The sequence below is a fragment of the Saccharopolyspora endophytica genome (assembly GCF_018070075.1).
GTDB classification, from domain to species: domain Bacteria; phylum Actinomycetota; class Actinomycetes; order Mycobacteriales; family Pseudonocardiaceae; genus Saccharopolyspora; species Saccharopolyspora endophytica.
Genome location: NZ_JAGPXE010000004.1, coordinates 30,123 through 55,699, shown reverse-complemented (window position 1 = coordinate 55,699; position 25,577 = coordinate 30,123). Strand labels below are relative to the sequence as shown.

The 25,577-nt window shown below is 69.8% G+C and carries 21 protein-coding genes; 18 read left to right on the top strand and 3 right to left on the bottom strand.

Annotated elements, in window-relative coordinates; genetic code table 11:
* Nucleotides 1–12: 12 nt before the first annotated feature.
* On the top strand, nucleotides 13–1,317 hold the full coding sequence (locus KBO27_RS10950) for an MFS transporter (protein ID WP_210969889.1): 1,305 nt from the start codon (nucleotides 13–15) through the stop codon (nucleotides 1,315–1,317).
* 373 nt (nucleotides 1,318–1,690) lie between these two features.
* Here the strand turns inward: KBO27_RS10950 and KBO27_RS10945 are convergent, their stop codons facing one another.
* Entirely contained in the window at nucleotides 1,691–3,040 is a 1,350-nt protein-coding gene (locus KBO27_RS10945; protein ID WP_210969888.1) for an FAD-dependent oxidoreductase, read from the bottom strand.
* 418 nt (nucleotides 3,041–3,458) lie between these two features.
* Here KBO27_RS10945 and KBO27_RS10940 point away from each other — a divergent pair, with 418 nt between their 5' ends.
* The 5 genes from KBO27_RS10940 (at nucleotide 3,459) to KBO27_RS10920 (ending at nucleotide 11,655) form a co-directional block, all read left to right on the top strand.
* On the top strand, nucleotides 3,459–5,513 hold the full coding sequence (locus KBO27_RS10940) for a putative bifunctional diguanylate cyclase/phosphodiesterase (RefSeq protein WP_307870344.1): 2,055 nt from the start codon (nucleotides 3,459–3,461) through the stop codon (nucleotides 5,511–5,513).
* Between the two features lie 183 nt (nucleotides 5,514–5,696).
* Nucleotides 5,697–6,506, top strand: coding sequence for an SAM-dependent methyltransferase (locus KBO27_RS10935; protein ID WP_210969887.1), 810 nt, complete (start codon nucleotides 5,697–5,699; stop codon nucleotides 6,504–6,506).
* Nucleotides 6,507–6,623: 117 nt separating this feature from the next.
* Nucleotides 6,624–8,735, top strand: a complete 2,112-nt coding sequence (locus KBO27_RS10930) for a putative bifunctional diguanylate cyclase/phosphodiesterase (protein WP_210969886.1) — start codon at nucleotides 6,624–6,626, stop codon at nucleotides 8,733–8,735.
* Nucleotides 8,736–9,082: 347 nt separating this feature from the next.
* Nucleotides 9,083–11,098 (top strand): threonine--tRNA ligase, encoded by a 2,016-nt coding sequence (gene thrS, locus KBO27_RS10925; protein ID WP_210970316.1) that lies wholly within the window; start codon nucleotides 9,083–9,085, stop codon nucleotides 11,096–11,098.
* A gap of 83 nt (nucleotides 11,099–11,181) precedes the next feature.
* A complete protein-coding gene (locus KBO27_RS10920; RefSeq protein WP_210970317.1) occupies nucleotides 11,182–11,655 on the top strand; it encodes an HIT family protein in 474 nt (157 codons plus the stop codon).
* 202 nt (nucleotides 11,656–11,857) lie between these two features.
* Here the strand turns inward: KBO27_RS10920 and KBO27_RS10915 are convergent, their stop codons facing one another.
* Nucleotides 11,858–12,382, bottom strand: a complete 525-nt coding sequence (locus KBO27_RS10915; RefSeq protein ID WP_132685575.1) for a YceI family protein — start codon at nucleotides 12,380–12,382, stop codon at nucleotides 11,858–11,860.
* 215 nt (nucleotides 12,383–12,597) lie between these two features.
* On the opposite strand from KBO27_RS10915, the gene pgsA reads away from it, so the two are divergent.
* Nucleotides 12,598–13,200: a phosphatidylinositol phosphate synthase gene (pgsA, locus tag KBO27_RS10910; RefSeq protein ID WP_210969885.1), complete on the top strand. Its 603-nt coding sequence runs from the start codon at nucleotides 12,598–12,600 to the stop codon at nucleotides 13,198–13,200.
* 42 nt (nucleotides 13,201–13,242) lie between these two features.
* Here pgsA and KBO27_RS10905 read toward each other — a convergent pair whose 3' ends face one another.
* Nucleotides 13,243–15,351 carry an elongation factor G-like protein EF-G2 gene (locus KBO27_RS10905; protein ID WP_210969884.1) on the bottom strand — a complete coding sequence of 703 codons (2,109 nt, stop codon included), beginning with the start codon at nucleotides 15,349–15,351 and terminating at the stop codon, nucleotides 13,243–13,245.
* 200 nt (nucleotides 15,352–15,551) lie between these two features.
* On the opposite strand from KBO27_RS10905, the gene pdxS reads away from it, so the two are divergent.
* The 11 genes from pdxS to KBO27_RS10850 all read left to right on the top strand — a co-directional run bounded on the left by pdxS (nucleotide 15,552) and on the right by KBO27_RS10850 (nucleotide 25,431).
* Nucleotides 15,552–16,454, top strand: coding sequence for a pyridoxal 5'-phosphate synthase lyase subunit PdxS (pdxS, locus tag KBO27_RS10900; protein WP_210969883.1), 903 nt, complete (start codon nucleotides 15,552–15,554; stop codon nucleotides 16,452–16,454).
* Nucleotides 16,455–16,630: 176 nt separating this feature from the next.
* Complete coding sequence (gene pdxT / locus KBO27_RS10895; RefSeq protein ID WP_210969882.1) at nucleotides 16,631–17,275, top strand: pyridoxal 5'-phosphate synthase glutaminase subunit PdxT; 645 nt, start codon at nucleotides 16,631–16,633, stop codon at nucleotides 17,273–17,275.
* 34 nt (nucleotides 17,276–17,309) lie between these two features.
* Nucleotides 17,310–18,062, top strand: coding sequence for a YebC/PmpR family DNA-binding transcriptional regulator (locus tag KBO27_RS10890; RefSeq protein ID WP_210969881.1), 753 nt, complete (start codon nucleotides 17,310–17,312; stop codon nucleotides 18,060–18,062).
* 250 nt (nucleotides 18,063–18,312) lie between these two features.
* Nucleotides 18,313–18,780 carry a DUF4262 domain-containing protein gene (locus KBO27_RS10885; protein ID WP_210970315.1) on the top strand — a complete coding sequence of 156 codons (468 nt, stop codon included), beginning with the start codon at nucleotides 18,313–18,315 and terminating at the stop codon, nucleotides 18,778–18,780.
* 199 nt (nucleotides 18,781–18,979) lie between these two features.
* A complete protein-coding gene (gene ruvC / locus KBO27_RS10880; RefSeq protein WP_210969880.1) occupies nucleotides 18,980–19,591 on the top strand; it encodes a crossover junction endodeoxyribonuclease RuvC in 612 nt (203 codons plus the stop codon).
* Complete coding sequence (gene ruvA, locus KBO27_RS10875; RefSeq protein WP_210969879.1) at nucleotides 19,588–20,187, top strand: Holliday junction branch migration protein RuvA; 600 nt, start codon at nucleotides 19,588–19,590, stop codon at nucleotides 20,185–20,187. Before ruvC ends, ruvA begins: the two co-directional genes overlap by 4 nt.
* 8 nt (nucleotides 20,188–20,195) lie before the next feature.
* Entirely contained in the window at nucleotides 20,196–21,263 is a 1,068-nt protein-coding gene (gene ruvB, locus KBO27_RS10870; protein ID WP_210969878.1) for a Holliday junction branch migration DNA helicase RuvB, read from the top strand.
* Nucleotides 21,264–21,426: 163 nt separating this feature from the next.
* The gene (gene yajC / locus KBO27_RS10865; protein ID WP_210969877.1) at nucleotides 21,427–21,810 is read left to right on the top strand and encodes a preprotein translocase subunit YajC; all 384 of its coding nucleotides are present in this window, start codon (nucleotides 21,427–21,429) and stop codon (nucleotides 21,808–21,810) included.
* Between the two features lie 338 nt (nucleotides 21,811–22,148).
* Nucleotides 22,149–23,702, top strand: coding sequence for a protein translocase subunit SecD (gene secD / locus KBO27_RS10860; protein WP_210969876.1), 1,554 nt, complete (start codon nucleotides 22,149–22,151; stop codon nucleotides 23,700–23,702).
* Nucleotides 23,699–24,871: a protein translocase subunit SecF gene (gene secF, locus KBO27_RS10855; RefSeq protein ID WP_210969875.1), complete on the top strand. Its 1,173-nt coding sequence runs from the start codon at nucleotides 23,699–23,701 to the stop codon at nucleotides 24,869–24,871. The genes secD and secF overlap by 4 nt, the downstream gene beginning before the upstream one ends.
* Nucleotides 24,871–25,431, top strand: a complete 561-nt coding sequence (locus KBO27_RS10850) for an adenine phosphoribosyltransferase (protein WP_210969874.1) — start codon at nucleotides 24,871–24,873, stop codon at nucleotides 25,429–25,431. The genes secF and KBO27_RS10850 overlap by 1 nt, the downstream gene beginning before the upstream one ends.
* Nucleotides 25,432–25,577 lie beyond the last annotated feature (146 nt).

Genomic DNA, 25,577 nt, shown 5'->3' with positions numbered 1-25,577 from the left:
CCGGGAGGCCCCGTGACCGAAACAGCGAGCACGCCACGCACCGACCCCGCGGAGGCGCGCAAGGTCGCGTTCGCCGCGTTCGTCGGCACCGCCTTGGAGTGGTACGACTACTTCCTCTACGGCACGGCCGCGTCGATCGTGTTCGACCGGCTGTACTTCGCGACCGAGGACCCGGCGGTGGCCACGCTGGCCGCCTTCGCCTCGTTCGCGATCGGTTTCCTCGCGCGGCCGCTCGGCGCGGTGGTGTTCGGCCACCTCGGCGACCGCATCGGACGCAGGCGCAGCCTGCTCATCACGGTCACGCTGATCAGCGTGGTCACGGGGCTCATCGGCCTGCTGCCGGACTTCATGGCCATCGGTCTGGCCGCTCCGCTGCTGCTGACCGCGCTGCGCGTGCTGCAGGGCATCGCGGTCGGCGGTGAGTGGGGCGGTGCTGTCACGCTCGCCGTGGAGCACGCGCCGCCGGAGCAGCGGGGCCGGTTCGCGGCGCTGCCGCAGATCGGCTCACCCATCGGCACGCTGCTGTCCTCGGGCGGTTTCTACCTGGTGGCGATGCTGCCCGACGAGTCGTTCGACTCGTGGGGCTGGCGGCTGCCGTTCCTGGCGGCCTTCCCGCTGCTGGGCGTCGCGCTGTACCTGCGGCGCCGGGTCGGGGAGTCGCCGCTGTTCGAGCAGATGCTCGCCGAGCACGATCGGGCCTCGGTGCCCGCAGTGGAGCTGTTCCGCACCGCCTGGCGGCAGGTGCTGATCGGCATCGCGGCGTCGCTGATCGGCATCGGCGGCTTCTACCTGCTGACCACCTTCGTGATCAGCTACGGCTCCGGGCAGCTGGGACTGCCGAAGTCGCTGATGCTGGGTGCGACGCTGTTCGCGGCGGCGGCCGAGGTCGTGACGCTGATCTTCGGCGGCAGGCTGGCCGACCGGTTCAGCCCCGGCAAGGTCTGCCTGTGGGGCGGGGTCCTGTCGGCGCTGGTGGCCTTCCCGGTGTTCTGGATGATCGACACGCGCAACCCGGTGCTGGTGATCATCGCGGTGACGCTGGGCATCAACTGCCTGTCGATCCCGTACGCGGTCTCGGGTTCGCTGCTGGCCGGCCTGTTCCCGGTGCACCTGCGCTACAGCGGCGTCGCGATCTCCTCCAACCTCAGCGGCCTGATCAGCGGCTTCGTCCCCCTGGCAGCCAGCGCCCTGCTCATCGCCAGCGGCCAGCAATCCTGGTCGGCAGCAACCCTCCTGCTTTTCCTGGCCCTCATCACCGCCCTCGGAGGCCTCCTAGGCCACCAAGCCACCCGGACCCGGGCCCAATCCCAACCCTGACTCAGCAAACCACCCCCGAACACCGCCGCGATCAGCCCCTGATTGCGGCGGTGTTCAGTGCGAACCCGGATTACCGCCGTAATCGGCAGCCCGAATACGGCCGTAATCCGGTGGCTGATTACGGCGGTAATCCGTCCGGTCTCGGGACGCCGTCGTAACCGGGACGCCGATCGCCGTCGTAGCCAGACCGGGTTTCTGCCGCGATCGGACCCTGAATACCGCCGTAATCGGGTCCCTGATTACGGCGGTAATCCGGGTGGTCGCGTTGTTGTCGTGGCCGGGGTGCTGGTTGTTGGTTCGGTTTGGGACTGCTGTGCGCAGAACGCCCCTGCGCTTGGGGGCGCAGGGGCGTTCTCGGGGGTGAGCGGTCGGGTCAGTCTGCTCGGGAGATCTTGACCATTTCGTCGCGGGCGACGACCTTGATGCGTTCGCGGCCGTGGGGTTCGCCGAGGGACTTCTCGTGGGCGTCCAGGCGGGTCCAGCCGTCCCAGGTCGTGTACTCGATGCCGCGCTCCTCCAGCACGTTGATGATGCTGTCGGAGTCGGGCTGCTCGGCCTGGGGGAGCTTGTCGAGGTCGGCCAGCAGGTTGTTGATCGTCTCCAGGGCGTCGCCCTTGGTGTGGCCGATCAGGCCGACGGGGCCGCGCTTGATCCAACCGGTCGTGTAGACGCCGGGGATGTGCTCGCCGTCGAGGTCCAGCACGCGGCCGCCCTCGTTGGGCACCGTGCCCTTCTTGGTGTCGAAGGGCAGGTCGGCGACCGGCGAGCTGAGGTAACCGACGGCGCGGTAGACCTGCTGGGCCGGGTAGGTCTCGTACTCGCCGGTGCCGCGGACGTTGCCGTCGCCGGTGAGCTCCATGACCTCGACCTTGAAGCCCTCCACGCGGTCGGTGCCGACGACCTCCACCGGCGCCCGCAGGAAGTGCAGGTGCAGGCGGCGCTTGGTGTTGTGCTTCGGGTCGCGCAGCGCCCAGTCCTGCAGGGTCTTGACGATGGTCTTGACCTGGTTGTTGGACTGGGCTTCCTTCTCGCTGGCCTCGTCGAGCTCGAAGCCCTCCGGGTGCACGATGACCTCGACCTCGTCCTGGTGGTCGAGCTCGCGCAGCTCCAGCGGGGTGAACTTGGCCTGCGCCGGGCCGCGGCGTGCGAACAGGTGCACGTCGGTGACCGTCGACTTGGTCAGGCCCTGGTAGACGTTGGCCGGGATCTCGGTGCTGAGCAGGTCGTCGGCCTGCTTGGCCAGCACCCGGGCCACGTCCAGCGCGACGTTGCCCGCGCCGATGACCGCGACCTGCTCGCCGTCGAGCGTCCAGTCGCGCGGCGCTTCGGGGTAACCGTCGTACCAGTAGACGAACTCGGCGGCGCCGTAGCTGTGCGGCAGGTCGATGCCCGGGATGTCCAGCGGGCGGTCCTGGTCGGCGCCGGTCGAGAAGATCACCGCGTCGTAGTAGCGCTGCAGGTCTTCGAGCTTGACGTCCACGCCGTACTCGACGTGGCCGAGGAAGCGGATCTCAGGCTTCTCCATCACGCGCTGCAGCGCGTTGATGATGCCCTTGATGCGCGGGTGGTCGGGCGCCACGCCGTAGCGGATCAGCCCGTACGGTGCCGGCATCCGGTCCAGCAGGTCGATCTCGACCGGGGTCTCGGACTTGGTCAGGATGTCGGCGGCGTAAACGCCGGCCGGGCCGGCCCCGACGATCGCGACTCGCAACGGGCGGGTCATGCACTCTCCTCCTGGGTGCGCCTGGCTCGGCGCGCTCGACTGCGAAGCCGCGTGGCAGCGGACCCGAAGTGGACCGGGCCTGGGCCATGCGCGGAATCCTTACCAGCTTAGGGAGCCCTTACCCCCGATCCCGCGATGCGGGCTGGTGACAATGCTCATAACTGATCTCGCCCACCACCTCGGCGAACCCGCCCGACCAAGATCATTTCCGCAGGCCTGGCTGGACAAAAGGGGTGTTGCGGGCGGATTTATTCAGCGCTGAGTACGTGACCGGACGCGGTGAGTGACAGTAGGATCGGTCACTGATCAACCGCGTCGGTACTCAACGTGCAGGGCCGGTTACACGCGGTGTCCAGATGTCGAGACAGGGTGGGCGAGTGCGTCGAACGCCGCACCGGAGCGCCGACGGAGTCGAACCGTGATCACCAGGGTGGATCGCCACGAGTTCATCCAGCGGTGGAAGCGCGAGATCGCGCACAACAGCTACGCGCCGCTGCGCCGCGGCGACGTCGAGGAACTGCTGAGCACCTGCCTGGAGCACCTGCTCGGCGAACTGGCCTGCCCGGACCGGGCGGGTGAGGCCGGCAGCGCGGGCGCGGCGCTGCTGCCGCTGCACGCCGACAACCCCGTGGTCCTGCCCGGCACCCTGAAGCTGCTGGCCGCCGAGCTGCCCGGCCTGCTGCCCGAGGTTCCGCCGGACCGGATCGTGGCCGCTCTCGGGAACCTCGCCGCGGGTTTCGCCGAGGGGCTGCGCGCCGACGGCGGCTCCGTCGAGCGACCCGGCCGAGATCTCCCCGCGCGTTCGCGGGCGCTGTTCCACACCTCGACCATGGGGGTCGCCGCGGTCAGCACCACGGGTGCCATCGAGGAGACCAACGGAGCCCTGCGCCGCATGTTCGGCCTCACGGAGGAGGAGCTGACCGGCGCCTCGGTGCTGGCGCTGGTCGACGACCGGTGGCGGCCCGAGCTCACCGGCGCCCTCGCGGGCCTCGCCGACGGCGCGAGCGAGCGGGTGAACCTCGACGCCCGCTTCACCACCACCGACGGCGCCCAGGTGTGGACCCGGATGACCGCGTCGCTGGTCCGGGACGATCGGGGCGAACCCGACCACCTGGTGGTGTTCTACGAGGACATCACCGACCGGCACATGCTCCAGGAGCAGTTCCGCCGCCAGGCCGTCCAGGACCCGCTGACCGGGCTGGCCAACCGCGCCCAGCTCGAATCCTGCATCGACGCCGCGCTCACGCCGGTCTACCCGGGCCGCCGGGTCGCCCTGTGCCTGTTCGACCTGGACGGTTTCAAGGCCGTCAACGACAGCCTCGGCCACGGCATCGGCGACCGGATGCTGCGAGAGGTCGCGCGGAGGCTGCAGTCCCTGGCCGCGCAGGAGAGCGCCGTGGTGGCGCGCACCGGCGGCGACGAGTTCGCCGTGGTCATCCCCGATTCCTACGACGCCGCCCGGGTGACCGAGCTGGTCGAGCGGTTGCTGCGCGAGGTCACCAAGCCGATGTGGATCGGCGCGCACGAGCTCGCCGCGTCGGCCAGCGCCGGCATCGTCGAGCGTGAGGTGGTCGGCACCGACACCGGTTCGCTGCTGCGCGACGCCGACATCACGCTGTTCCGGGCCAAGCGCGACGGCCGCGCGCTGTGGGTGCTCTTCGACGCCGAGCGGAACGCGGTGGCGCACGAGAACTTCCGGCTCTCGGCGGCACTTCCGTCGGCCTTGGACAAGAACGAGCTGTTCGTGGAGTACGACCCGGTCGCCGACGCGGAGACCGGCGACGTGCTCGCCGTGATGGCCAACGTGCGCTGGGACCACGACGAGTTCGGCGAACTGGGATCCAACAGGTTCTTCGGCCTCGCCGAGGAAACCGGCCTGATCACCCGGCTGGGCGGCTGGACCCTGGAGCAGGCCGGCAGGCACGCGGCGCGGTGGGTGCGCGAGCTCGGGGAGCACGCGCCGCTGCTGGCGGTGACGCTGTCGGCCCGGCACTGCCGCGACCCGGAGCTCGTCCGCGACCTGCGGGAGGCGTTGGAGACCACCGGCCTCCCCGCGGAGTCGCTGGTGCTGTGCCTGCCGGAGCCGGCGCTGTTCGACTACCAGGGCGACCCGGTGGACACCGTGGAGATCTTCGCGGAGATGGGGATCCGGCTGTTCGTGCACGAGTTCGGCTCGGACTACACGCGGGTCGACCGGCTCAAGGACCTGCCGCTGGCCGGGGTGCTCATCGACGGGCCGCACATCCAAGGGCTGGCCGATCCCGACGGGCCGGAGCCGCTCAGCGAGTACCTGGTGCGCAGCGCGGTCGGTGCGGCGCGTTTGATGGACCTGCCGGTGCTGGCCACCGGTGTGACGAGTGCGGAGCAGGCCCACCGGTTGGGGGAAATCGGTGTCGCCCTGATCCAGGGGCCGCATGTCAGCGATCGGGTTTCGGCGACGGAGGTCGTCGATCTCGTGGGCGGCGCGCGATGAGCCGATGAGGCTCGAAAAACCCGAAGTTCCCGACGGATTCTTCGAAAGGGCCGAGCACGTGAGCGTTCCGGTGACCCTACTCCGGGTGCATGGCCGAACGCGAGGTGTGACACCTACGATGGCCTTCTTGATCACCGTTTCGGGTGCCTGAACGACCAAACCGAGTGCAGGAGGCTGGATTCTATGGAGCAGCGACCCGATTGGCTGGCAGAGGGCGTCGACCTGGACAAGCCCAGTGCCGCCCGCTGCTACGACTTCTACTTAGGCGGCGCGCACAACTTCGCCGTGGACCGCGAACTCGGGAACAAAGTTCTGGAAGTGGTGCCCAACGTCAAGGAGGTCGCGCTGAACAACCGCGCGTTCCTGCGCCGCGCGGTGCGCTACTGCCTCGACCAGGGCATCCGGCAGTTCCTCGACATCGGATCGGGAATCCCGACCGCCGGCAACGTGCACGAGATCGTGCACGCCGTGGACCCGCAGGCCCGCGTGGTCTACGTGGACAACGAGCCGGTCGCCGTCGCGCACAGCCGCTCGATCCTGGACGGCAACGACAACGCCACGATCGTGCAGGCCGACCTGATCGACGTCGAGGCCGTCCTGGAATCCCCGGAAACCCAGCGGCTGCTGGACTTCTCGCAGCCGGTCGCGGTGATGATGGTGGCGCTGGTGCACTTCGTGCCGGAGAGCGCCAAGCCGCGCGAGATCATCGGCCGGTACCACGACAAGCTGGCCCCCGGCAGCTACCTGGGCTTCTCGCACGTCACCGGGGAGGAGTTCCCGGAAGGCGTGCAGGGCCTGGTCAAGCTCTACGAGAACAGCACCAACCCCGTCACCCTGCGCACCCGCGCCGAGGTCGCCGAGCTGGTCTCCGACTTCGAACTCGTCGATCCCGGCGTCGTCTACGTCTCCGAGTGGCACCCGGACTCGCCCGAGGACGTCGGCGACCACCCGGAGGAGACCATCGTCTACGGCCTGGTGGGCCGCAAGGTCTGAGAGCCCGTCGTCGTGCGAGGTCGTGGCGGGATCGCCAAACTGATCACCGACTTCACCCCGTCCGAGCCCGGACGCGGGTGCGATGCGACCGGCGACGCCGGGCAGAAGGTGTGAGCAATGCCTGAATCCGAGGGAACCTCCGACGCGGAGGTCGAACGTCACCACGTGGTTGCGCAGTGGACGCGCGAGATCATCCACACCAGCTACGTGGCGATGGGTCGTCCCGAGATCGAGGCGTTCCTGGCGAAGTGCTTCGAGGACGTGCTCGCCGCTTGCGACGGACCGCTGGAGTCCGCGCGCCAGGTCGGTGTGCGCCTCGTCGGCGTGCACTTCACCAACCCCGTCGTCGTGCACAAGACGCTCAACCACCTGGCCTCTGCGCTGCCGGCCCACCGGGAGGTGGACCAGGCCAGGCTGGTCGACGTGCTCGGCGCGGTCGGATCGGGCTTCGCCGGGGCGCTGCGCGAGCAGACCCTCGACGAGCAGGAGATCATCAAGCAGTCCGTGCTCGACGCCCGGGACGCCGCCGAGGAGGCGTTGCGGGCGTCGGAGGCGCGGTCGCGGGCGGTGTTCCTCTCCTCCGCCCTGGGGATCGCGATCGTCACCCTCGACGGCGTCATCGACGAGATCAACCCCTCCATGACCCGGATCTTCCGGCTCGGCAGCGAGGCGCTGGTGGGCCGGACGATCTTCGACCTGGCCGACACGTCGTGGATCGGGGAGCTCACGGTCGCCAACGCCGACCTGGTCCGCGGTGAGGTCGACCGCTACCAGCTGGAGATCCGCTACACCGAGCAGCACGGCTCGCACATCTGGACCCAGCTGTCGGCCTCGCTGGTGCGCGACGCCAACAGGGCGCCCGACTACCTGGTGATGCTCTACGAGGACATCACCGACCGGCACATGCTCCAGGAGCAGTTCCGCCGCCAGGCCGTGCACGACCCGCTGACCGGGCTGCCCAATCGCACCCAGCTGCAGACCAGCATGGAACGCGCGCTGGAACCGTCCGCGCCGGGCCGCCGGGTCGGGCTGTGCTTCTTCGACCTCGACGGCTTCAAGGCGGTCAACGACAGCCTCGGGCACCCGGTCGGCGACCAGCTGCTGCGCGCGGTCGCGCAGCGCCTGCAGGCCCTGACCGCCGAGTTCGGCGCGCTGGCCGCGCGGATGGGCGGTGACGAGTTCGTGGTGCTGGTGCCCGACACCGACGGCGCCGCCGGACTGGTCGGGCAGGTGGAGAAGATGCTCTCCGAGGTCACCCGGCCTGCCCGCATCGGTGCGCACGAGCTGTCGGCCTCGGCCAGCGTCGGCATCGTCGAACGCCCGGTGGCCGGGACCGACGCCGAGTCGCTGCTGCGCGACGCCGACATCACCCTCTACCGGGCCAAGCAGGACGGCCGCGCCCAGTGGGTGCTCTTCGACGCCGCGCTCAACGCCGAGGCCCGCGATCGCTTCAGGCTCTCCGCAGCCCTGCCCGCCGCCCTGGAGCAGGGGGAGCTGTTCGTCGAGTACGAGCCGGCGAGGCTGCTGCACGACCGCTCGCTGTTCGCCGCGGCGGCGGACATCCGCTGGGACCACCCCGAGTTCGGCGAGCTCGGGCAGGAGTCGTTCCTCGACCTGGCCGAGGAGACCGGGCTGATCACCCGGCTCGGCAGCTGGGCGCTGGGGGAGGTGTGCCGGCACGCGGCGCGCTGGACCGAGCGCTTCGGCGAGCGCGCACCGGTCGCGGCGATGAACCTCTCCCACCGGCACTGCCGTGACCCCGAGCTGGTCAACGACGTGCAGCGCATCCTGCGCGAGACGGGCCTGCCCGCGCAGTCGCTGGCGCTGGGCATGCCGGAGTCGGCGCTGTTCGACCACCAGGGCGACCCGGTGGACACCGTGGAGATCTTCGCCGAGATGGGCATCAGGCTGGTCGTCTACCAGTTCGGCGACGACTACACGCGGGTCGCCCGGCTGCGCGGCCTGCCGCTGTTCGGGGTGCGCATCGACGGCCCGCACCTCGACGGGTTCGCCGACCCCGAGGGACCCGATCCGCTGGACGAGTACCTGCTCGGCGCGGCGGCCGGAGCGGCCGAGCTGATGGACCTGCCGGTGGTCGCCGGGGGCGTCCACGACGAGCTCCAGGCCGAGCGGCTGCACGCCCTGGGCGTCTGCTCGGCGATCGGAGCCTTCGCAGGTGAGCGCGTGTCCGCCCTGGAGCTCGAACAGCTCATCGCCGAGCAGGGGTGAGCGGTTGTCGATCGGCAGCGAGCCGCGAAGACCACCTGCGCAGCTCGCACCGCTGTGTCGTCCCCTTCGGGGGATTTCTCAGCGGTTCTCTGGGGAGGACAGCCGTAGCGCCGTGTATCGGCACACATCAGTCTCGGACCCCGGAGCCGGAGGGCCGCTGAGGTTCCGCTACCCGCACCGCCGAGCGAGGTGACCACTGGAACCCCTGCAGAGGGCTTGGGCTGGGCGTTAACGGGTTGGTGGCCACCGATAGCATCGGGTGGCGAAGCGTGTCCGCGCCGGTGAACCGGCCCAGTCTAGGAGTGATCGTGTCCGTACAGCCTTCCCACGCCCAGCAAGCACCCCGGGTGAAGGTTCCGGCGGGCACTACTGCGGGTGCGGCCGTCGCCGAGGCGGGGCTGCCGTCGAAGGGCCCGGACGCGATCGTGGTGGTCCGCGACGCCGAGGGCGACCTGCGCGACCTGGACTGGGCGCCGGAGTCCGACGCCGAGGTCGAGGCGGTCGCCGCTGAGACCGAGGACGGCCGCAGCGTCATCCGCCACTCCGCCGCGCACGTGCTCGCGCAGGCGGTGCAGAACCTGTTCCCGGACGCCAAGCTGGGCATCGGCCCGCCGGTCAGGGACGGCTTCTACTACGACTTCGACGTCGACAAGCCGTTCACCCCGGAGGACGTGCAGGCGCTGGAGAAGCGCATGAAGCAGATCCTCAAGTCCGGCCAGAAGTTCTCCCGCCGCCGCCTGGACTCCGTCGAGGCCGCCAAGGAAGAGCTGGCGAGCGAGCCGTACAAGCTGGAACTGGTCGACATCAAGTCCGATGTGGACACCTCCGAGATCATGGAGGTCGGCGGCGGCGAGCTGACGGTCTACGACAACATCGACCGGCACGGCGAGCGCGTCTGGGGCGACCTGTGCCGCGGCCCGCACGTGCCGCACACCCGGTTCATCCCGGCCTTCAAGCTGATGCGGGTGGCCGCCGCCTACTGGCGCGGCGACCAGAACAACCAGCAGCTGCAGCGCGTCTACGGCACGGCGTGGGAGTCCAAGGAGAAGCTCGACGAGCACCTCGAGTGGCTCGCCGAGGCCGAGCGCCGCGACCACCGCCGCCTCGGTGCTGAGCTGGACCTGTTCTCCTTCCCGGACGAGATCGGCTCCGGCCTGCCGGTGTTCCACCCCAAGGGCGGCGTCATCCGCCGCGAGCTGGAGGACTACTCCCGCAAGCGGCACGAGGAGGCGGACTACGAGTTCGTCAACACCCCGCACATCACCAAGGAAACCCTGTTCCAGACCTCCGGTCACCTCGACTGGTACAAGGACGGCATGTTCCCGGCGATGCACCTCGACGAGGAGCGCGACGCCAACGGTGAGCTCCGCAAGCCAGGGGTGGACTACTACCTCAAGCCGATGAACTGCCCGTTCCACAACCTGATCTTCCGCTCTCGCGGTCGCTCCTACCGCGAGCTGCCGCTGCGGCTGTTCGAGTTCGGCTCGGTCTACCGCTACGAGAAGTCCGGCGTGGTGCACGGTCTGACCCGCGTGCGCGGCATGACGCAGGACGACGCGCACATCTACTGCATGCCCGACCAGCTGCAGGACGAGCTCAAGTCGCTCCTGGGCTTCGTGCTGGACCTGCTGCGCGACTACGGCCTCGACGACTTCTACCTCGAGTTGTCCACCCGCAACGAGGAGAAGTACGTGGGTGACGACGAGAGCTGGGAGGTCGCCACCAACGCGCTGCGCGAGGCCGCCGAGTCCTCCGGCCTGGAGCTCGTCCCCGACCCGGGCGGCGCGGCCTTCTACGGCCCGAAGATCTCCGTGCAGGCCAAGGACGCGCTGGGCCGCAGCTGGCAGATGTCGACCATCCAGGTCGACTACCACCTGCCGGAGCGCTTCAACCTCGAGTACACCGGCCCGGACGGCGGCAAGCAGCGGCCGATCAAGATCCACCGGGCGCTGTTCGGCTCCATCGAGCGCTTCTTCGGGGTGCTCACCGAGCACTACGCGGGCGCGTTCCCGGCGTGGCTGTCGCCGGTGCAGGCGGTGGGCATCCCGATCGCCGACGAGCACGTCGAGCACCTGCAGAAGGTGCGCAAGGCGTTGCGCGCCAAGGGGATCCGGGTCGACATCGACACCAGCGACGACCGGATGCAGAAGAAGATCCGCAACCACACCACGCAGAAGGTCCCGTTCCTGCTGCTGGCCGGCGGCAAGGACGTCGAGGCCGACGCGGTGTCGTTCCGGTTCCGCGACGGCTCGCAGATCAACGGCGTCCCGGTCGACGACGCGATCAACGCGCTGGTCGACTGGGTGCAGCGGCGCGAGAACGCCTCGCCCAACGCCGAGAACTTCCAGGCGGGCCAGGCGTGAGCGGTTCCGAGGGCGTCGAGCTGACGCGGCAGGAGGGTGCGGGGGTCGATGACGCGCTGCAGCGTCTGTGGACCCCGCACCGGATGGCCTACATCCAGGGCGAGAACAAGCCGGACGGCGATGACAGCGACGGCTGCCCGTTCTGCCGCCTGCTCGAATCCGGTCAACCCGACTCGGATTCGCTGATCGTCGCACGCGGCGAGCTGGTGTTCGCGATCCTCAACCTGTACCCGTACAACCCGGGCCACCTGATGGTGCTGCCGTACCGGCACGTCGCGGACTACACCGAGCTCACCGACGAGGAGACGGTCGCGGTCGCCGAGTACACGAAGCGCGCGATGCGGGTGATCCGCAAGATCTCTTCGCCGCACGGCTTCAACATCGGACTCAACCAGGGGCCCGTGGCCGGTGCCGGCATCGCCGCGCACCTGCACCAGCACGTGGTGCCGCGCTGGGGCGGCGACTCCAACTTCATGCCGGTCATCGGCCACACCAAGGTGCTCCCGCAGCTGCTGGGAGACACCTGGAAGCTCCTGGCCGACGCCTGGGCCGAGTAGCTCGTTCTCCGGGCTCGTTGTGCGTGGCGGTGCGGGTGGCGGAACCTGACACGCCTTCTGGCTCCGGGATCCGCGACTTGAGTATGTCGAACGCGGCGCTGCGGCTGTCCTCCCGGGGCAAAGAGAAAGCGACTTCGTCGCTTGCCGGAACGCGAAGAGCAGGACCGGCGTGGGCCGGTCCTGCTCTTCTTCCTGAGGGGGATCAGGCGCGGAGCTGGGCTTCGATGTCCAGCGTGATGGTGATCTTCTCGCCGACGACGGCGCCACCGGGCTGACCGACACCGAAGTCGGTGCGGTTGATGGTGGTGGTGGCCGAGATGCCCAGCAGGTTCTCGGAGAAGCCGTTGAGCTCGGCGGTCAGGGTGACCGGCTTGGTGACGCCCTTGAGCGTGAACTCACCGTCGATCAGGTAGTTCTCGCCGTCCTGGCGGATGCCGGTGGAGCGGAAGGTCGCGGTGGGGTGCTGCTCGGCGTCGAAGAAGTCGGCGCTGCGCACGTGGGCGTCGCGGTCGGCGTTGCGGGTGTCGATCGACGAGACGTCGATGGTCGCCTTCACCGACGACTGCAGCAGGTCCTCGGCGGTGACGATCTCGGCGGAGAAGGCGCCGAAACGACCCCGGGACTTGCCGACGCCCATGTGGCGCACCGAGAACAGGATGTCCGAGTGCACCGGGTCGATGTCCCAGGTGCCGGTGGTGTAGCCGGGGATCTGCGCGGTGGCCGTCATGGTCGCGTGCCTCCAAGAGTGTTGGTGTCGGGTGTTGCTCTCACCTTGGCCCAACTAGGTTGAAGCTTCAACCATTCCCAGGTGTGGCGCGGGTCACTTCTCGGGTTCGGAGATCGTCACACCAGCGGCCGGAGCCGATCCAGATCCGGTTAATCTGCAACGACGCGCCTCGTGCGCGGACGTCACTGCACACCACCGCTGGCACCTGAAGGCACATGCTCAACATCTTCGCGCGGGCGTCCCTGTCCCGGCTGACCAATCCGATCGGGCTGGGCCTGGTCCGCATCGGCCTGACGCCGAACGCGGTGACGGTCGTCGGCACCGTCGCCTCGGTCGTGTCGGCGTTGTGGTTCTTCCCGCGCGGTGAGCTGTTCGTCGGCACGGTGGTGACCGCGATCTTCCTGCTCTTCGACATCCTCGACGGCGCGATGGCCCGGGTCGGTGGCCGCGTCACCCGCTTCGGGGGAGTGCTCGACGCCAGCTGCGACCGCATCGTCGACGGCGTCCTGTTCGGATCATTGGTCTGGTGGGCGCTGGTCGTCGACGTCGATCGCGATCGAGGCCTGGGCCTGCTGATCTGCCTGGCAGGTGCCCAGGTGATCTCCTACATCAAGGCTCGGGCCGAGGCCAACGGCCTCCGGGCCGACGGCGGCCTCGCCGAGCGGGCCGAGCGCTTCCTGATCATCCTCACCGGCGCGGGCCTGCACGGTCTCGGCGTTCCCCACGTCATCGACGTCGCCATCTGGCTCCTCGCGGCGCTGACCCTGATCACCATCGCCCAGCGCCTCCACGCCGTCCACGCCTCCTCGAAGGCGTGACCGGGGTCGCGGAGCGCCGGCGGTGACCGTCCAGAGCCGCCCTCACTTGGGCACGAGGCCGTTCGGCACCGGCTCGTAGCTCTCGAAGTGCCTGGTGAAGGTCGCGCTGCCCGAGGTCAGGGACCGGACGTTGACCGAGTAGCGGATCAGCTCGCTGGCCGGGACGTGCGCCCGCACGACCGTCCAGCCGCCGTCCTCGGGCTCGGTACCCACGACCTTGCCCCGGCGGCTCGACAGGTCCCCGAGGATCGCGCCCAGGTGCTCGTCGGGGATGTGCACGGCGACCTCGTCGACGGGTTCGAGCGTGGTCAGGCCCGCCTGCTCGGCCGCTGCCTTCACCCCCAGCGCACCGGCGGCCTGGAACGCCGCGTCGGAGGAGTCGACGCTGTGCGCCTTGCCGTCCACCAGCGTGACCCGGACGTCGACGATCGGGCAGCCCTCGGTGATGCCCTTCTCCAGCTGGGCGCGCACCCCCTTCTCGACGCTGGGGATGAACTGGCGCGGCACCGCACCGCCCACGACCTTCTCGGCGAATTCCACTCCGGACCCCGCGGGCAGCGGTTCGACCTCCAGGTCGCACACCGCGTACTGGCCGTGCCCGCCGGACTGCTTGACGTGCCGCCCGTGCCCCTTGGCAGGTTTCGTGAAGGTCTGCCGCAGCGCGACCCGCACCGGAACCGTGTCCACCTCCGCGCCGCCCTCGCGCAGCCGCTGCAGGACGACGTCGGCGTGCGCCTCGCCCATGCACCACAGGACCAGCTGGTGGGTCTCGCTGTCGCGTTCCAGGCGCAGGCTCGGGTCGGCGGCGATGAGCCGGTTGAGGTTGCGGGCCAGGGCGTCCTCATCGCTGCGGTTGTGGGCGGTGACCGCGATCGGCAGCAGCGGTTCGGGCATCGGCCACGGGGTGAGCAGCATCGGGTCGGACGGGTCGGAGAGCGTGTCGCCCGTCTCCGCCGAGCCGACCTTGGTCAGCGCGCACAGGTCGCCCGCCACGCACTGCGGCACTTCCCGCAGGGTCGCTCCCAGCGGTGAGTACAGGTGGGCGACGCGCTCGTCCTCGTCGTGATCGGGGTGGCCGCGCTCGGCCATGCCGTGCCCGGAGACGTGCACCGGCCGCTCGGGGCGCATCGTGCCGGAGAAGACCCTGGCCAGCGAGACACGTCCGACGTAGGAGTCGACGGAGGTGTGCACGACCTCGGCGGCCAGCGGCCCGTCCGGATCGGGCGTGAGCAGGCGCGGGTTGCCGCCCTGCGGGTCGGTGAACTCGGGCAGCTGGTGCTCCAGCGGCGAGGGGAAGCCGCGCCGGATGCCATCGAGGACCTCGGGGATGCCCAGGCCGGTCAGCGCCGACACCGGTAGCACCGGGTGCAGTCCGCCGCGCGCCACCGCCGTCTCCAGGTCGCCGATCAGCGTGTCCTCGTCGATCTGCTCGCCTGCGAGGTAGCGGTCCATCAGGGATTCGTCCTCGCTCTCGGCGATGATCGCCTCGATCAGCTCGCCGCGCGGCTGCTCCACCTCGGCGCGCAGGGACTCGTCGGCGGGCCGGACCTGGCCGTTCTCGTAGATGCTCTCGGTGACCAGCCCGAGCAGCCCGGTCGGCTCGCCGCCTTCCACGTGCGGCAGGTACAGCGGAAGGACGCCTCCTCCGAAGGCGTCCTGGCAGGTCAGCAGTGCGGTGTCGAAGTCGGCTCGCGGCTGGTCGAGTCGCGAGATGACCACCGCGCGCGGCATCCCCACCGCCGCGCACTCGTGCCAGATGGCGCGGGTCGCCGCGTCGACGCCCTCGGTCGCGGCCACCACGAACAGCGCCGCGTCGGCCGCGCGCAGGCCCGCGCGCAGCTCACCGACGAAGTCGGCGTAGCCGGGGGTGTCGATCAGGTTGATCTTGGTCTCCCCGTGCTGGACCGGGGCGACGGACAGCGCGATGGAGCGCTGCTGGTCGATCGAGGCCGGTTCGTGGTCGCACACGGTGGTGCCCTCGGTGACCGCGCCGGGGCGCGGGATGGCGGAGGTCGCCTCCAGCAGGGCCTCGACGAGCGTGGTCTTGCCGGCCGCGGAAGGGCCGACCAGGACGACGTTGCGGATCTGAGCGGGATCTGAAGGGGCCGGTGCACCCGGCCCAGCCACTGTGCCGGCTTGTTTGCTTCCCATGGCGAGCTCCTGCGCTACCCGGACGGCCAGAAATGTGTCTCCGATCACACACCCGGTGGTGTGCTCGTGCAAGGCCGCGCCTGGGGGACCCGCGCGCGAAGTGGACTACTGAAATCGGGACTGAGTGGACCGTTGCGGTGGTCCAGTTCGTGTCTAGGTTGGTGACGGGAACACCTCCGGAATGTGAAGGAAGATCAAAGTTGACTAGCGCAGCGGACACCGCTCCCACCGGCACCGACGGCGTGAAGCGGGGCATGGCCGAGATGCTCAAGGGCGGCGTGATCATGGACGTGGTCACCCCCGAGCAGGCCAAGATCGCCGAGCAGGCCGGAGCGGTCGCGGTCATGGCGCTCGAACGCGTGCCCGCCGACATCCGCGTGCAGGGCGGCGTGGCCCGGATGTCCGATCCGGACATGATCGAGGGCATCGTCAACTCGGTGTCCATCCCGGTGATGGCCAAGGCCCGCATCGGCCACTTCGTCGAGGCCCAGGTGCTGCAGTCGCTCGGCGTCGACTACATCGACGAGTCCGAGGTGCTCACCCCCGCCGACGAGACCAACCACATCAACAAGTGGGCCTTCACGGTGCCGTTCGTCTGCGGTGCGACCAACCTCGGCGAGGCGCTGCGCCGGATCGCCGAAGGCGCGTCGATGATCCGCTCCAAGGGCGAAGCCGGCACCGGCAACGTCGTCGAGGCCACCCGGCACATGCGCCAGATCCGCGCCGACATGCGCCGGCTGTCCACCCTGGAGGCCGACGAGATCTACGTCGCCGCCAAGGAGCTGCGCGCACCCGTCGAGCTGGTCCGCGAGGTCGCGCGCACCGGTGAGCTGCCGGTCGTGCTGTTCACCGCGGGCGGCATCGCCACCCCCGCCGACGCCGCGATGATGCGCCAGCTCGGCGCCGAGGGCGTGTTCGTCGGCTCCGGCATCTTCAAGTCCGGCGACCCGGCCAAGCGCGCCGAGGCCATCGTCAAGGCCACCACCTTCTACGACGACCCGGACGTCCTCGCGAAGGTCTCGCGCGGTCTCGGCGAAGCCATGGTCGGCATCAACATCGACGACCTCTCCGGCAAGGACCGCCTCGCCGGCCGCGGCTGGTGACGAGCGAGAACTGCGGTCCTGCTGCGTAGCGGAACCGGAAGACGCCGTCCGGACTCCGGGCGGTCACTGCACGGCGACGCGGCGGTGCAGGTCGCGAGGGTGGTTCTCGCCTCGCGGCTGCGCCGCTCGCACGTTCACGGATGAGCCCGTACATCCCGTGGGTAGGAGGGGAAGCGATGGACCAGCCCGTCATCGGTGTGCTGGCGTTGCAAGGGGGAGTGGCCGAGCACCTGGCCGCGCTGGAGCGCTGCGGCGCGCGGGCGATCCCGGTCCGGCGGGTCGAGGAGCTCGACGCCGTCGACGGCATCGTGCTGCCCGGCGGGGAGTCGACCACCATGACCCGGCTGCTGGACACCTTCGAGCTCTACGAACCGCTGCGCGCGCGGCTGGCCGACGGCCTGCCCGCCTACGGCTCCTGCGCGGGAATGATCATGCTGGCCACCAGCGTTGACGACGACAGGACCGCAGCGGTCCGCCCGTTGGGCGCGCTGGACGTCGTCGTGCGCCGGAACGCCTTCGGCAGGCAGGTCGACTCCTTCGAGACCGACCTCGACTTCCAGGGGATCTCCGACCCGGTCCACGCGGTGTTCATCCGCGCGCCGTGGGTCGAGAAAATCGGCTCCGGCGTGTCGGTCCTGGCCGCGGTGCCCGAGGCGCTCGACGACGCCACCACCCCCGACGCCACCGAGCGCGAAGGCCTCGCCGGTAGGATCGTCGCGGTTCAGCAGGGAGCGGTGCTCGCCACGGCCTTCCACCCGGAACTGGTCGAGGGGGACGAGCGGGTGCACCGCTATTTCGTACGGATCGTCCGCGGGCGGTGACATCCCGTCACGGGCGTGGAAAGACGGAGGAGAGATGAGCGGCCACTCCAAGTGGGCCACCACCAAGCACAAGAAGGCCGCCGTCGATGCCAAGCGCGGCAAGCTCTTCGCGAAGCTGATCAAGAACATCGAGGTCGCGGCCCGCACGGGCGGCGGTGACCCGGAGGGCAATCCGACCCTCTACGACGCGATCCAGAAGGCCAAGAAGAACTCGGTCCCTGGGGACAACGTCGAACGCGCTCGCAAGCGCGGAGCTGGCGAAGAGGCCGGTGGCGCCGACTGGCAGACGATCATGTACGAGGGCTACGGCCCCAACGGCGTGGCCGTGCTGGTGGAGTGCCTGACCGACAACCGCAACCGGGCGGCGGGCGAGGTCCGCACGGCCATGACCCGCAACGGCGGTTCGATGGCCGACGCCGGTTCGGTGGCGTACCTGTTCACCCGTCGCGGCGTGGTGCTGCTGCCGAAGAACGGGCTCAGTGAGGACGACGTGCTCGCGGCCGTCCTGGAGGCTGGTGCCGAGGAGATCAACGACCTCGGCGAGAGCTACGAGATCCTGTGCGAGGCCACGGACGTCGTCGACGTCCGCAAGGCGCTGCAGGCCGAAGGCATCGAGTACGACTCGGCCGAGACCAACTTCCTGGCCTCGGTCAACGTCGAGCTCGACGCCGAAGGCGCGCGCAAGATCTTCAAGCTGATCGACGCCCTCGAGGACTGCGACGACGTCCAGAACGTCTACGCTGCCTTCGACGTCAGCGACTCGGTCATGGCCGAGGTCAACGCCTGACGGTCACGAAGTCCGTGGTCCTTGTGGTTGGCTTCGCGGCGTCATCGCCAGGCGACGTGTCAGAACCCGCGGCGGCGCGAGTTGCGGGGGTGGTTCCTCACGCCTCGCGGCTGCGCCGCTCGCATTCGGATCATCAAGTGCGCGAACCGCTCCCTTGGCGTCCGTGAAATCGGGCGTCGGCGGGAGCGGTTCTTGCGTTGACGTGCAGAATGGCGCCGTGGTCGACACCGATGAATCACTGCGCAAGTGGATGGTCAACACCGCGGAGCAGCACGGCGCCGCGGTCATGCACGTCGCCGGGGACGACAGCGGCCCGGCCTACGCCTTCTCCGTCGGCGCGTGGCGCCGGTTCGGCAAGCCCGAGGTCGTGGTGATCGGGCTTCCGCAGGAGGTCGCGCACTCGGTGGTCAACACCTACGTGCAGCGCGCGGGTCAGGGCGAGCGGTTCCAGCCCGGTCAGCTCTACGAGGGCTTCCTGCAGGGCTGCCCGGTGACCTTCGAGAAGATCGCGCTCCAGCACTACCCGGAGTACCTCGGCTCGGCGTTCCTGGTCTACAGCGGACCGGACTTCCCGGCGGTGCAGCTCATCGTCTCCAGCCCGGAGGACGCCAAGTTCCCCTGGCAACCCGACGCCCCCGGCGGCTTCCGCGAGTACCAACCGATCCTCACCGACTCAGGCCTCCCCGAATCCTGGACCCCAGGCGTCGACGGCCCCTGACCTCGGCTCTCGAGGCCGGGCGCGCCGGGCCATTCGAATTTCGCGCGAAATTCGACCGGGATCTTCGGGACTCGAATTTCGCGCGAAATTCGAATGGCCCACCCTCCCGGGTGATGGGGAGGGCGTGTCGGGTGTGGTGCGTGAGCCCGGGTTGGTTAGGGTTCGAACGAGTGTTCTTTCCGGCTTGGTGGGTGGCGTCGTGCGCGTGTTGGGAGTCGACCCGGGGTTGACCCGTTGCGGGCTCGGTGTGGTCGACGGCGGCAAGGGGCGCTCCGTCGCGTGCGTGGCCGTCGGCGTGGCGCGCAGTCCGCAGGAGGACGAGCTCGCCTCGCGGCTGATGACCGTCGCCACCGAGGTCGAGCGGTGGATGGACCTCCACGAACCCCAGGTCGTGGCCATCGAGCGGGTGTTCAGCCAGCACAACGTGCGCACCGTGATGGGCACCGCGCAGGTCTCCGGAGTGGTGGCGCTGGCCGCCGCGCGCCGCGGGCTGCCGGTCGCCTTCCACACGCCGAGCGAGGTCAAAGCCGCGATCAGCGGTTCGGGCCGGGCCGACAAGAAGCAGGTCACCACGATGATCACCAAGATCCTCGGGCTGGCCGAGGCGCCGAAACCGGCCGACGCCGCCGACGCGCTGGCCCTGGCCGTCTGCCACCTGTGGCGGGCGCCGATGATGGACCGGCTGGCGCAGGCGGAGGCGCGAGCCGCCGAGATGGCGCGCAACCACCGCGCGAAGCTCAAAGCGGCGCAGGAGAAGCGAGCGGGCCGGCAGCAGCAGGCCGCTCCCAACACAGGAGGCAAGACCCGATGATCTCCACGGTGCGCGGACCGGTGCTGTCGATCGGCCTCGACCACGCCGTGGTCGAGGTCGGTGGCGTCGGCATGGCGGTGCACGCCACCCCGTCCACCCTCGCCGGCCTGCGGCGCGGTGAGGAGACCCGGCTGTGGACCTCGCTGATCGTGCGCGAGGACTCGCTGACCCTCTACGGCTTCGCCGACGCCGAGGCCCGCGACCTGTTCGGGCTGCTGCAGACGGCCTCCGGCGTCGGTCCCCGACTGGCCCTGGCCACCCTCGCGGTGCTCTCGCCGGATCAGCTGTGCACGGCCCTGGCCGACGGCAACCTCACCGTGCTCACCCAGGTCCCGGGCATCGGCAAGAAGAGCGCCGAGCGGCTGATCCTCGAACTGCGCGACAAGGTCGGCGTCGTCGCCGGCACCACGGTCGAACCGACGGCCACCGTCGACCGCGGCCGGATCCGCAGCGAGGTCTCCGAGGCGCTGGTGGGGCTGGGCTTCTCCGCCAAGCAGGCCGACCAGACCGTGGAAGCCGTGCTGTCCAACGGCGGCGGCGACCTGGACACCTCCGCGGTGCTGCGCAAGGCGCTGGCCACCCTCGGGCCCAAGTGAGGTAGCCGATGTACGAGGAAGAGGACTGGTCGGCACCCGAGGACGCGGTCTCGCTCGCCCCGCACGAGGACGACGGCGAGGGCGACGTCGAGATGACGCTGCGCCCGCGCAAGCTCAGCGAGTTCGTCGGGCAGGCGCGCGTGCGCGAACAGCTCGAACTGGTCCTGCACGGCGCCCTGCGGCGCGGCGACCAGCCCGACCACGTGCTGTTCTCCGGCCCGCCCGGCCTGGGCAAGACGAGCCTGTCGATGATCATCGCCGCGGAGCTGGGCTCGGCCATCCGCGTCACCTCCGGGCCCGCGCTGGAGAAGCCCGGTGACCTCGCGGCGATGCTGTCCAACCTCGCCGAGGGCGACGTGCTGTTCATCGACGAGATCCACCGGATCGCCCGCCCCGCCGAGGAGATGCTCTACCTGGCGATGGAGGACTTCCGCGTCGACATCGTCGTGGGCAAGGGGCCGGGCGCGACGAGCATCCCGCTCGAACTCGCGCCGTTCACGCTGGTAGGGGCCACCACCCGCTCCGGAGCGCTGACGGGTCCGCTGCGGGACCGGTTCGGCTTCACCGCGCACATGGAGTTCTACACCTCCGACGAACTCGATCAGGTGGTTCGCCGCTCGGCCGGGATCCTCGGGGTGGACCTGCGCGACGACGGCGCCGCCGAGATCGCCGGCCGTTCCCGGGGCACGCCGCGCATCGCCAACCGGCTGCTGCGCCGGGTTCGCGACTACGCCGAGGTCCGCGCCGACGGTGCCGTGACCCGCGAGGTCGCGCGCGCCGCGCTGGAGGTCTACGACGTAGACGAGATGGGTCTGGACCGCCTGGACCGGGCGGTGCTGCGGGCGCTGATCAAGTCGTTCCACGGCGGGCCGGTGGGCATCTCCACGCTCGCGGTCGCGGTCGGTGAGGAACCCACCACGGTGGAGGAGGTGTGCGAGCCGTACCTGGTCAGGGCCGGAATGCTGGCCCGCACGCCGCGAGGCCGGGTGGCCACCGCCGCCGCCTGGTTCCACCTGGGCATGACGCCTCCGGCGAACGCTCCCGGAGAAGGTCCGCCCTCCCTTTTCGCGGAGTGACCCAACGGTGACAATCCGCCGTTACGGTGGCGGCGGACCAGCTGAATGCCACGCGTCAACCTGGCACTTTCGTTGACCTGGCAGACTGGGGCGAGAACATCCGAACAAACCGGGCGCGGACTTCGTTGGTTGGTCCTGTCGTGCGCCCGCTGAACGGAGCATGATGCAACTCCAATCCCTGATCCTGCCGCTGTTGATCGTCCTGCTGGCGGTGCCGCTGTTCCTGCAGGCCCGCAAGCAGAAGCGCGCGATGGCCGAGCAGCAGAAGCTGCAGAACTCGATCACCGCAGGCGACCGGGTGATGACGACCTCCGGCGTCTTCGGCACCGTCGTGTCGACCAGCGATGACACCATCGACATCGAGATCGCTCCGGGCATGACCACCACCTGGGTGCGTCAGGCCGTCCGGGAGAAGGTCGAGACCGAGGCCGCCGAGGCCCCGGCCGTCGAGGCTCCCGCCGAGGAGTCCGCGACCGAGGAGACCAAGGTCGAGGACAAGTCCGCGACCGAGGTCGCCGACTCGGCGGAGAAGCAGAAGACCAGCTGACGCGCCTGGTCGACCCCGGTGACGGGTGCCGCACGTCGGGCGCCCGCCGGGGGACAGCGTGCCGTCATCGCGACGCGGGCACCGGAGCCGAACCACTCCGGGCCCGCGTCGCTGCCGTTCGGCCACCCCATGTAGTCGCGGCCCGTTCCGGGCCTGCGAGACTGGATGACGGTACGTGGCGGTCGGTGGTGGCGAAGACCGCCACAAGATCGCATCGAACGGCGGAACCCGGTACAACCGGCGGTACGTTGTCGAGGGCGAAACCGCTCGCCGCTCGCGCTCTCGGCCCCGGCCGGGTCGCGCATCCGAACTGACCCTGAACAGGAGACCGACGCACCGTGGCACCTCCGGCCGGGCAGCTGCGCCCAGGGCGTTATCTCGCGATCTTCGCGCTGATCGTGATGGCGCTGTACGCACTGGTGTTCTTCACCGGTGATGGCAAGCCCAATCCGAAACTGGGCATCGACCTGCAGGGAGGAACGCGGGTCACGCTCACCGCGCGCACCCCCGACGGGCAGCCTCCCAGCAAGGAGTCGCTGGACCAGGCGCGCCAGATCATCGAGACCCGCGTCAACGGCATGGGCATCGGCGGCTCCGAGGTCGCCCTCGACGGGTCGAACCTGATCATCACCGTGCCCGGTGAGGGCGGTGAAGAGGCCAAGCAGCTCGGGCAGACCGCGGAGCTGAACTTCCGCAAGGTCGCCCAGCAGCTGCCCGCCACCCAGCCCCCGGCGCCGACGACGCCGCAGCAGGCGCAGCCGCCGGGCGACCCGAACCAGGCGATCGAAGCCGCGAAGGCGACCCGGCAGAGCACTGATCCGAACGTGCTGATGCAGGCCGCGCAAGCACTGGACTGCAAGGCCGAGGACCCGCTGCGCGGCAACGAGGACCCGAAGCTGCCGCTGGTCGCCTGCGACCGGGAGGGCACGGCCAAGTACATCCTCGAGCCGGTGTTCCTGGAGGGCAAGGAGATCTCCGACTCGATGGCCCAGCCGCCGAACCCGCAGGGTGGCAGCCCGGGCTGGACGGTCAGCCTGAACTTCAAGTCGGGCGGAGCCAAGACCTGGGCCGACTTCACCTCGGCCAACGTCGGCCAGCAGGCCGCGTTCGTGCTGGACGGCGAGGTCGTCTCCGCGCCCTCGATCAACCAGCCGCTGCTGGGCGGCAACGCCAGCATCAGCGGCCAGTTCAACCAGCAGTCCGCCACGGACCTGGCCAACATCCTCAAGTACGGCTCGCTGCCGCTGGCCTTCGACCAGTCCGAGGCCGAGACGGTCTCGGCGACGCTGGGCATCGCCTCGCTGGAAGCCGGTCTGATCGCCGGTGGCATCGGCCTGCTGCTGGTGGCCGTGTACTGCCTGGCCTACTACCGGCTGCTGGGCATCCTGACCGTGCTGTCGCTGGTGCTGTCCGGCGGCGTGGTCTACGGGGTGCTGGTGCTGCTCGGGAGGTGGATCGGGTTCACCCTGGACCTGGCCGGTGTCGCCGGGTTCATCGTGGCCATCGGCATCACCGCTGACTCGTTCATCGTGTTCTTCGAGAGGCTCAAGGACGAGATCCGCGAGGGTCGCACCTTCCGCTCCTCGGTGCCCCGGGCGTGGGTCCGGGCGCGGCGCACGATCCTGTCCGCCGACGCGGTCAGCTTCCTCGCCGCAGCGGTGCTCTACGTGCTGGCCGTCGGCCAGGTGAAGGGCTTCGCGTTCACCCTGGGCATGTCCACGGTGCTCGACCTCGTGGTGGTCTTCCTGGTCACGCACCCGCTGGTGGCGCTCGCCTCGAAGAACAAGTTCCTGTCCAAGCCGTCGGTCTCCGGGCTGGGCGCCGTGCAGCGCATCGGCAACCGGAACCGCGCCGCGCGCAAGGCCGCCGCGACCACCTCCAAGGAGGCGTGAAGGTGACGACTCCTGACACCGAAGGGGCCCAGAAGCGCGAGAGCGTCTTCCACCGGCTCTACACCGGTACCGGTGCCTTCGACATCATCGGCAAGCGTTCCCGCTGGTACATCGCGCTCGGTCTGCTGGTGCTGGTGTGCATCGGCGCGATCGGGTTCAAGGGGTTCAACCTCGGCATCGACTTCGAGGGCGGGACCAAGATCTCCATGCCCGCGGTCGGCGCCCAGGGCCCGATCGAGACCGACGCGGTGCAGTCGGCCTTCAGCGACGCCATCGGGCACCCGGCCGAGACGGTCCAGGTCGTCGGCGCCGGTGGGAACCAGAGCATCCAGGTCCGGTCCTCGTCGCTGACGGTGGACCAGGTCATCGAGGTCAAGCAGGAGATCTTCAACCAGACCCAGCCGCTGGACGGCACGGGCAAGCCCAGCCAGCAGGTGATCAGCGACAGCGCGGTCTCCGGCACCTGGGGCGAGGAGATCACCACCCAGGCGCTGCTCGCGCTCGGCGTGTTCCTCGTGCTGGTGACGATCTTCCTGGCGTTCTACTTCGAGAGGTGGATGGCGGTCGCGGCGCTCGTCGCGCTGCTGCACGACGTCGTGGTCACCGCCGGCATCTACTCGCTGGTGGGCTTCGAGGTCACGCCGAGCACCGTGATCGGGCTGCTGACGATCCTCGGGTTCTCGCTGTACGACACCGTGGTGGTCTTCGACAAGGTCAAGGAGAACACCCGGGGCCTGCTGAGCATGACCCGCCGCACCTACCCGGAGGCGGCGAACCTGGCGGTCAACCAGACGCTGATGCGCTCGATCAACACCTCGGTCATCGCGCTGCTGCCGGTGCTGGGCCTGCTCGTGGTCGGTGCCGGACTGCTCGGCGTCGGCGTGCTGCGCGACCTGGCGCTGGTGCAGATGGTCGGCATGATCGCCGGTGTCATCTCCTCGATCTACCTCGCGACCCCGCTGCTGGTGGACCTGAAGATGCGCGAGTCGAAGTACCGCTCGCACGCCAAGAAGGTCGAGCAGCGCCGGGCCAAGTCCGCCGCCCGCGAGGCGGGCGAGGACGTCCCGGAGGAGCCCAAGCGCCCGGTCACGGCGGGTGCGACGCGGCAGCAGCCCGCGGCGCGCCCGGCGGGCAAGGCCGCGCGGCCCAGCGGAAAGCGACGTCGTTGATGACCGAGGAAATCACCGCGGGCGTCGAAGTCGTCGACGGCGACGACGTCGCCCTCAAGAGCGCGGTCCGGCTGATCCGGGAGGTCCCCGACTTCCCGGAGCCGGGCGTGCTCTTCCGCGACATCAGCCCGATGCTCGCCGATCCGGCGGCGCTGCGGGCCATCACCGACGCGCTGGGCCGGGGCCTGGAGTTCGACGTCGTCGCCGGCGTGGAGGCCCGCGGCTTCCTGCTCGGCGCCGCCGTCGCGCAGGCGTTCGGCACCGGTGTGATCGGTCTGCGCAAGCCCGGCAAGCTGCCGGAGGTCGCCGACCGCATCTCCTACGAGCTGGAGTACGGCCAGGCGACGCTGGAACTGCCCGCCGACACCCTGGGTGCCGGGCAGCGGGTCCTGGTCGTGGACGACGTGCTGGCCACCGGCGGCACCCTGGGTGCCGCGTGCCGGCTGATCCGCCAGGCGGGTGCGGAGGTCACGGCGGCCACGGTCGTGATGGAGCTGACCGCCCTGGAAGGCCGGGACAAGATCGTCGACGAGCACGTCCGAGCCCTGCTGCGATCGTGATCGCCGACGCTGCCAACCAGCAGCGTCACAACGATCGGTGATCGGTTCGACTGAACTTCCAAGGTCATCTCGACTGCAGAAGGTGACCGTTGGGCGTATCGACCACCACACCAGGGATGGGTCGTTGACCCGTCGGCGTTATTCTC

Coding starts and splice junctions, on each gene's coding strand:
- KBO27_RS10930 (WP_210969886.1), top strand. CDS start 6,624: ATGCCTGAATCCGAGGGAACCTCCGACGCGGAGGTCGAACGTCACCAC.
- yajC (WP_210969877.1), top strand. CDS start 21,427: ATGCAACTCCAATCCCTGATCCTGCCGCTGTTGATCGTCCTGCTGGCG.
- ruvB (WP_210969878.1), top strand. CDS start 20,196: ATGTACGAGGAAGAGGACTGGTCGGCACCCGAGGACGCGGTCTCGCTC.
- KBO27_RS10915 (WP_132685575.1), bottom strand. CDS start 12,382: ATGACGGCCACCGCGCAGATCCCCGGCTACACCACCGGCACCTGGGAC.
- KBO27_RS10935 (WP_210969887.1), top strand. CDS start 5,697: ATGGAGCAGCGACCCGATTGGCTGGCAGAGGGCGTCGACCTGGACAAG.
- pdxT (WP_210969882.1), top strand. CDS start 16,631: ATGGACCAGCCCGTCATCGGTGTGCTGGCGTTGCAAGGGGGAGTGGCC.
- KBO27_RS10920 (WP_210970317.1), top strand. CDS start 11,182: ATGGCCTACATCCAGGGCGAGAACAAGCCGGACGGCGATGACAGCGAC.
- KBO27_RS10885 (WP_210970315.1), top strand. CDS start 18,313: ATGGTCAACACCGCGGAGCAGCACGGCGCCGCGGTCATGCACGTCGCC.
- KBO27_RS10850 (WP_210969874.1), top strand. CDS start 24,871: ATGACCGAGGAAATCACCGCGGGCGTCGAAGTCGTCGACGGCGACGAC.
- KBO27_RS10890 (WP_210969881.1), top strand. CDS start 17,310: ATGAGCGGCCACTCCAAGTGGGCCACCACCAAGCACAAGAAGGCCGCC.
- pgsA (WP_210969885.1), top strand. CDS start 12,598: ATGCTCAACATCTTCGCGCGGGCGTCCCTGTCCCGGCTGACCAATCCG.
- KBO27_RS10905 (WP_210969884.1), bottom strand. CDS start 15,351: ATGGGAAGCAAACAAGCCGGCACAGTGGCTGGGCCGGGTGCACCGGCC.
- KBO27_RS10945 (WP_210969888.1), bottom strand. CDS start 3,040: ATGACCCGCCCGTTGCGAGTCGCGATCGTCGGGGCCGGCCCGGCCGGC.
- ruvA (WP_210969879.1), top strand. CDS start 19,588: ATGATCTCCACGGTGCGCGGACCGGTGCTGTCGATCGGCCTCGACCAC.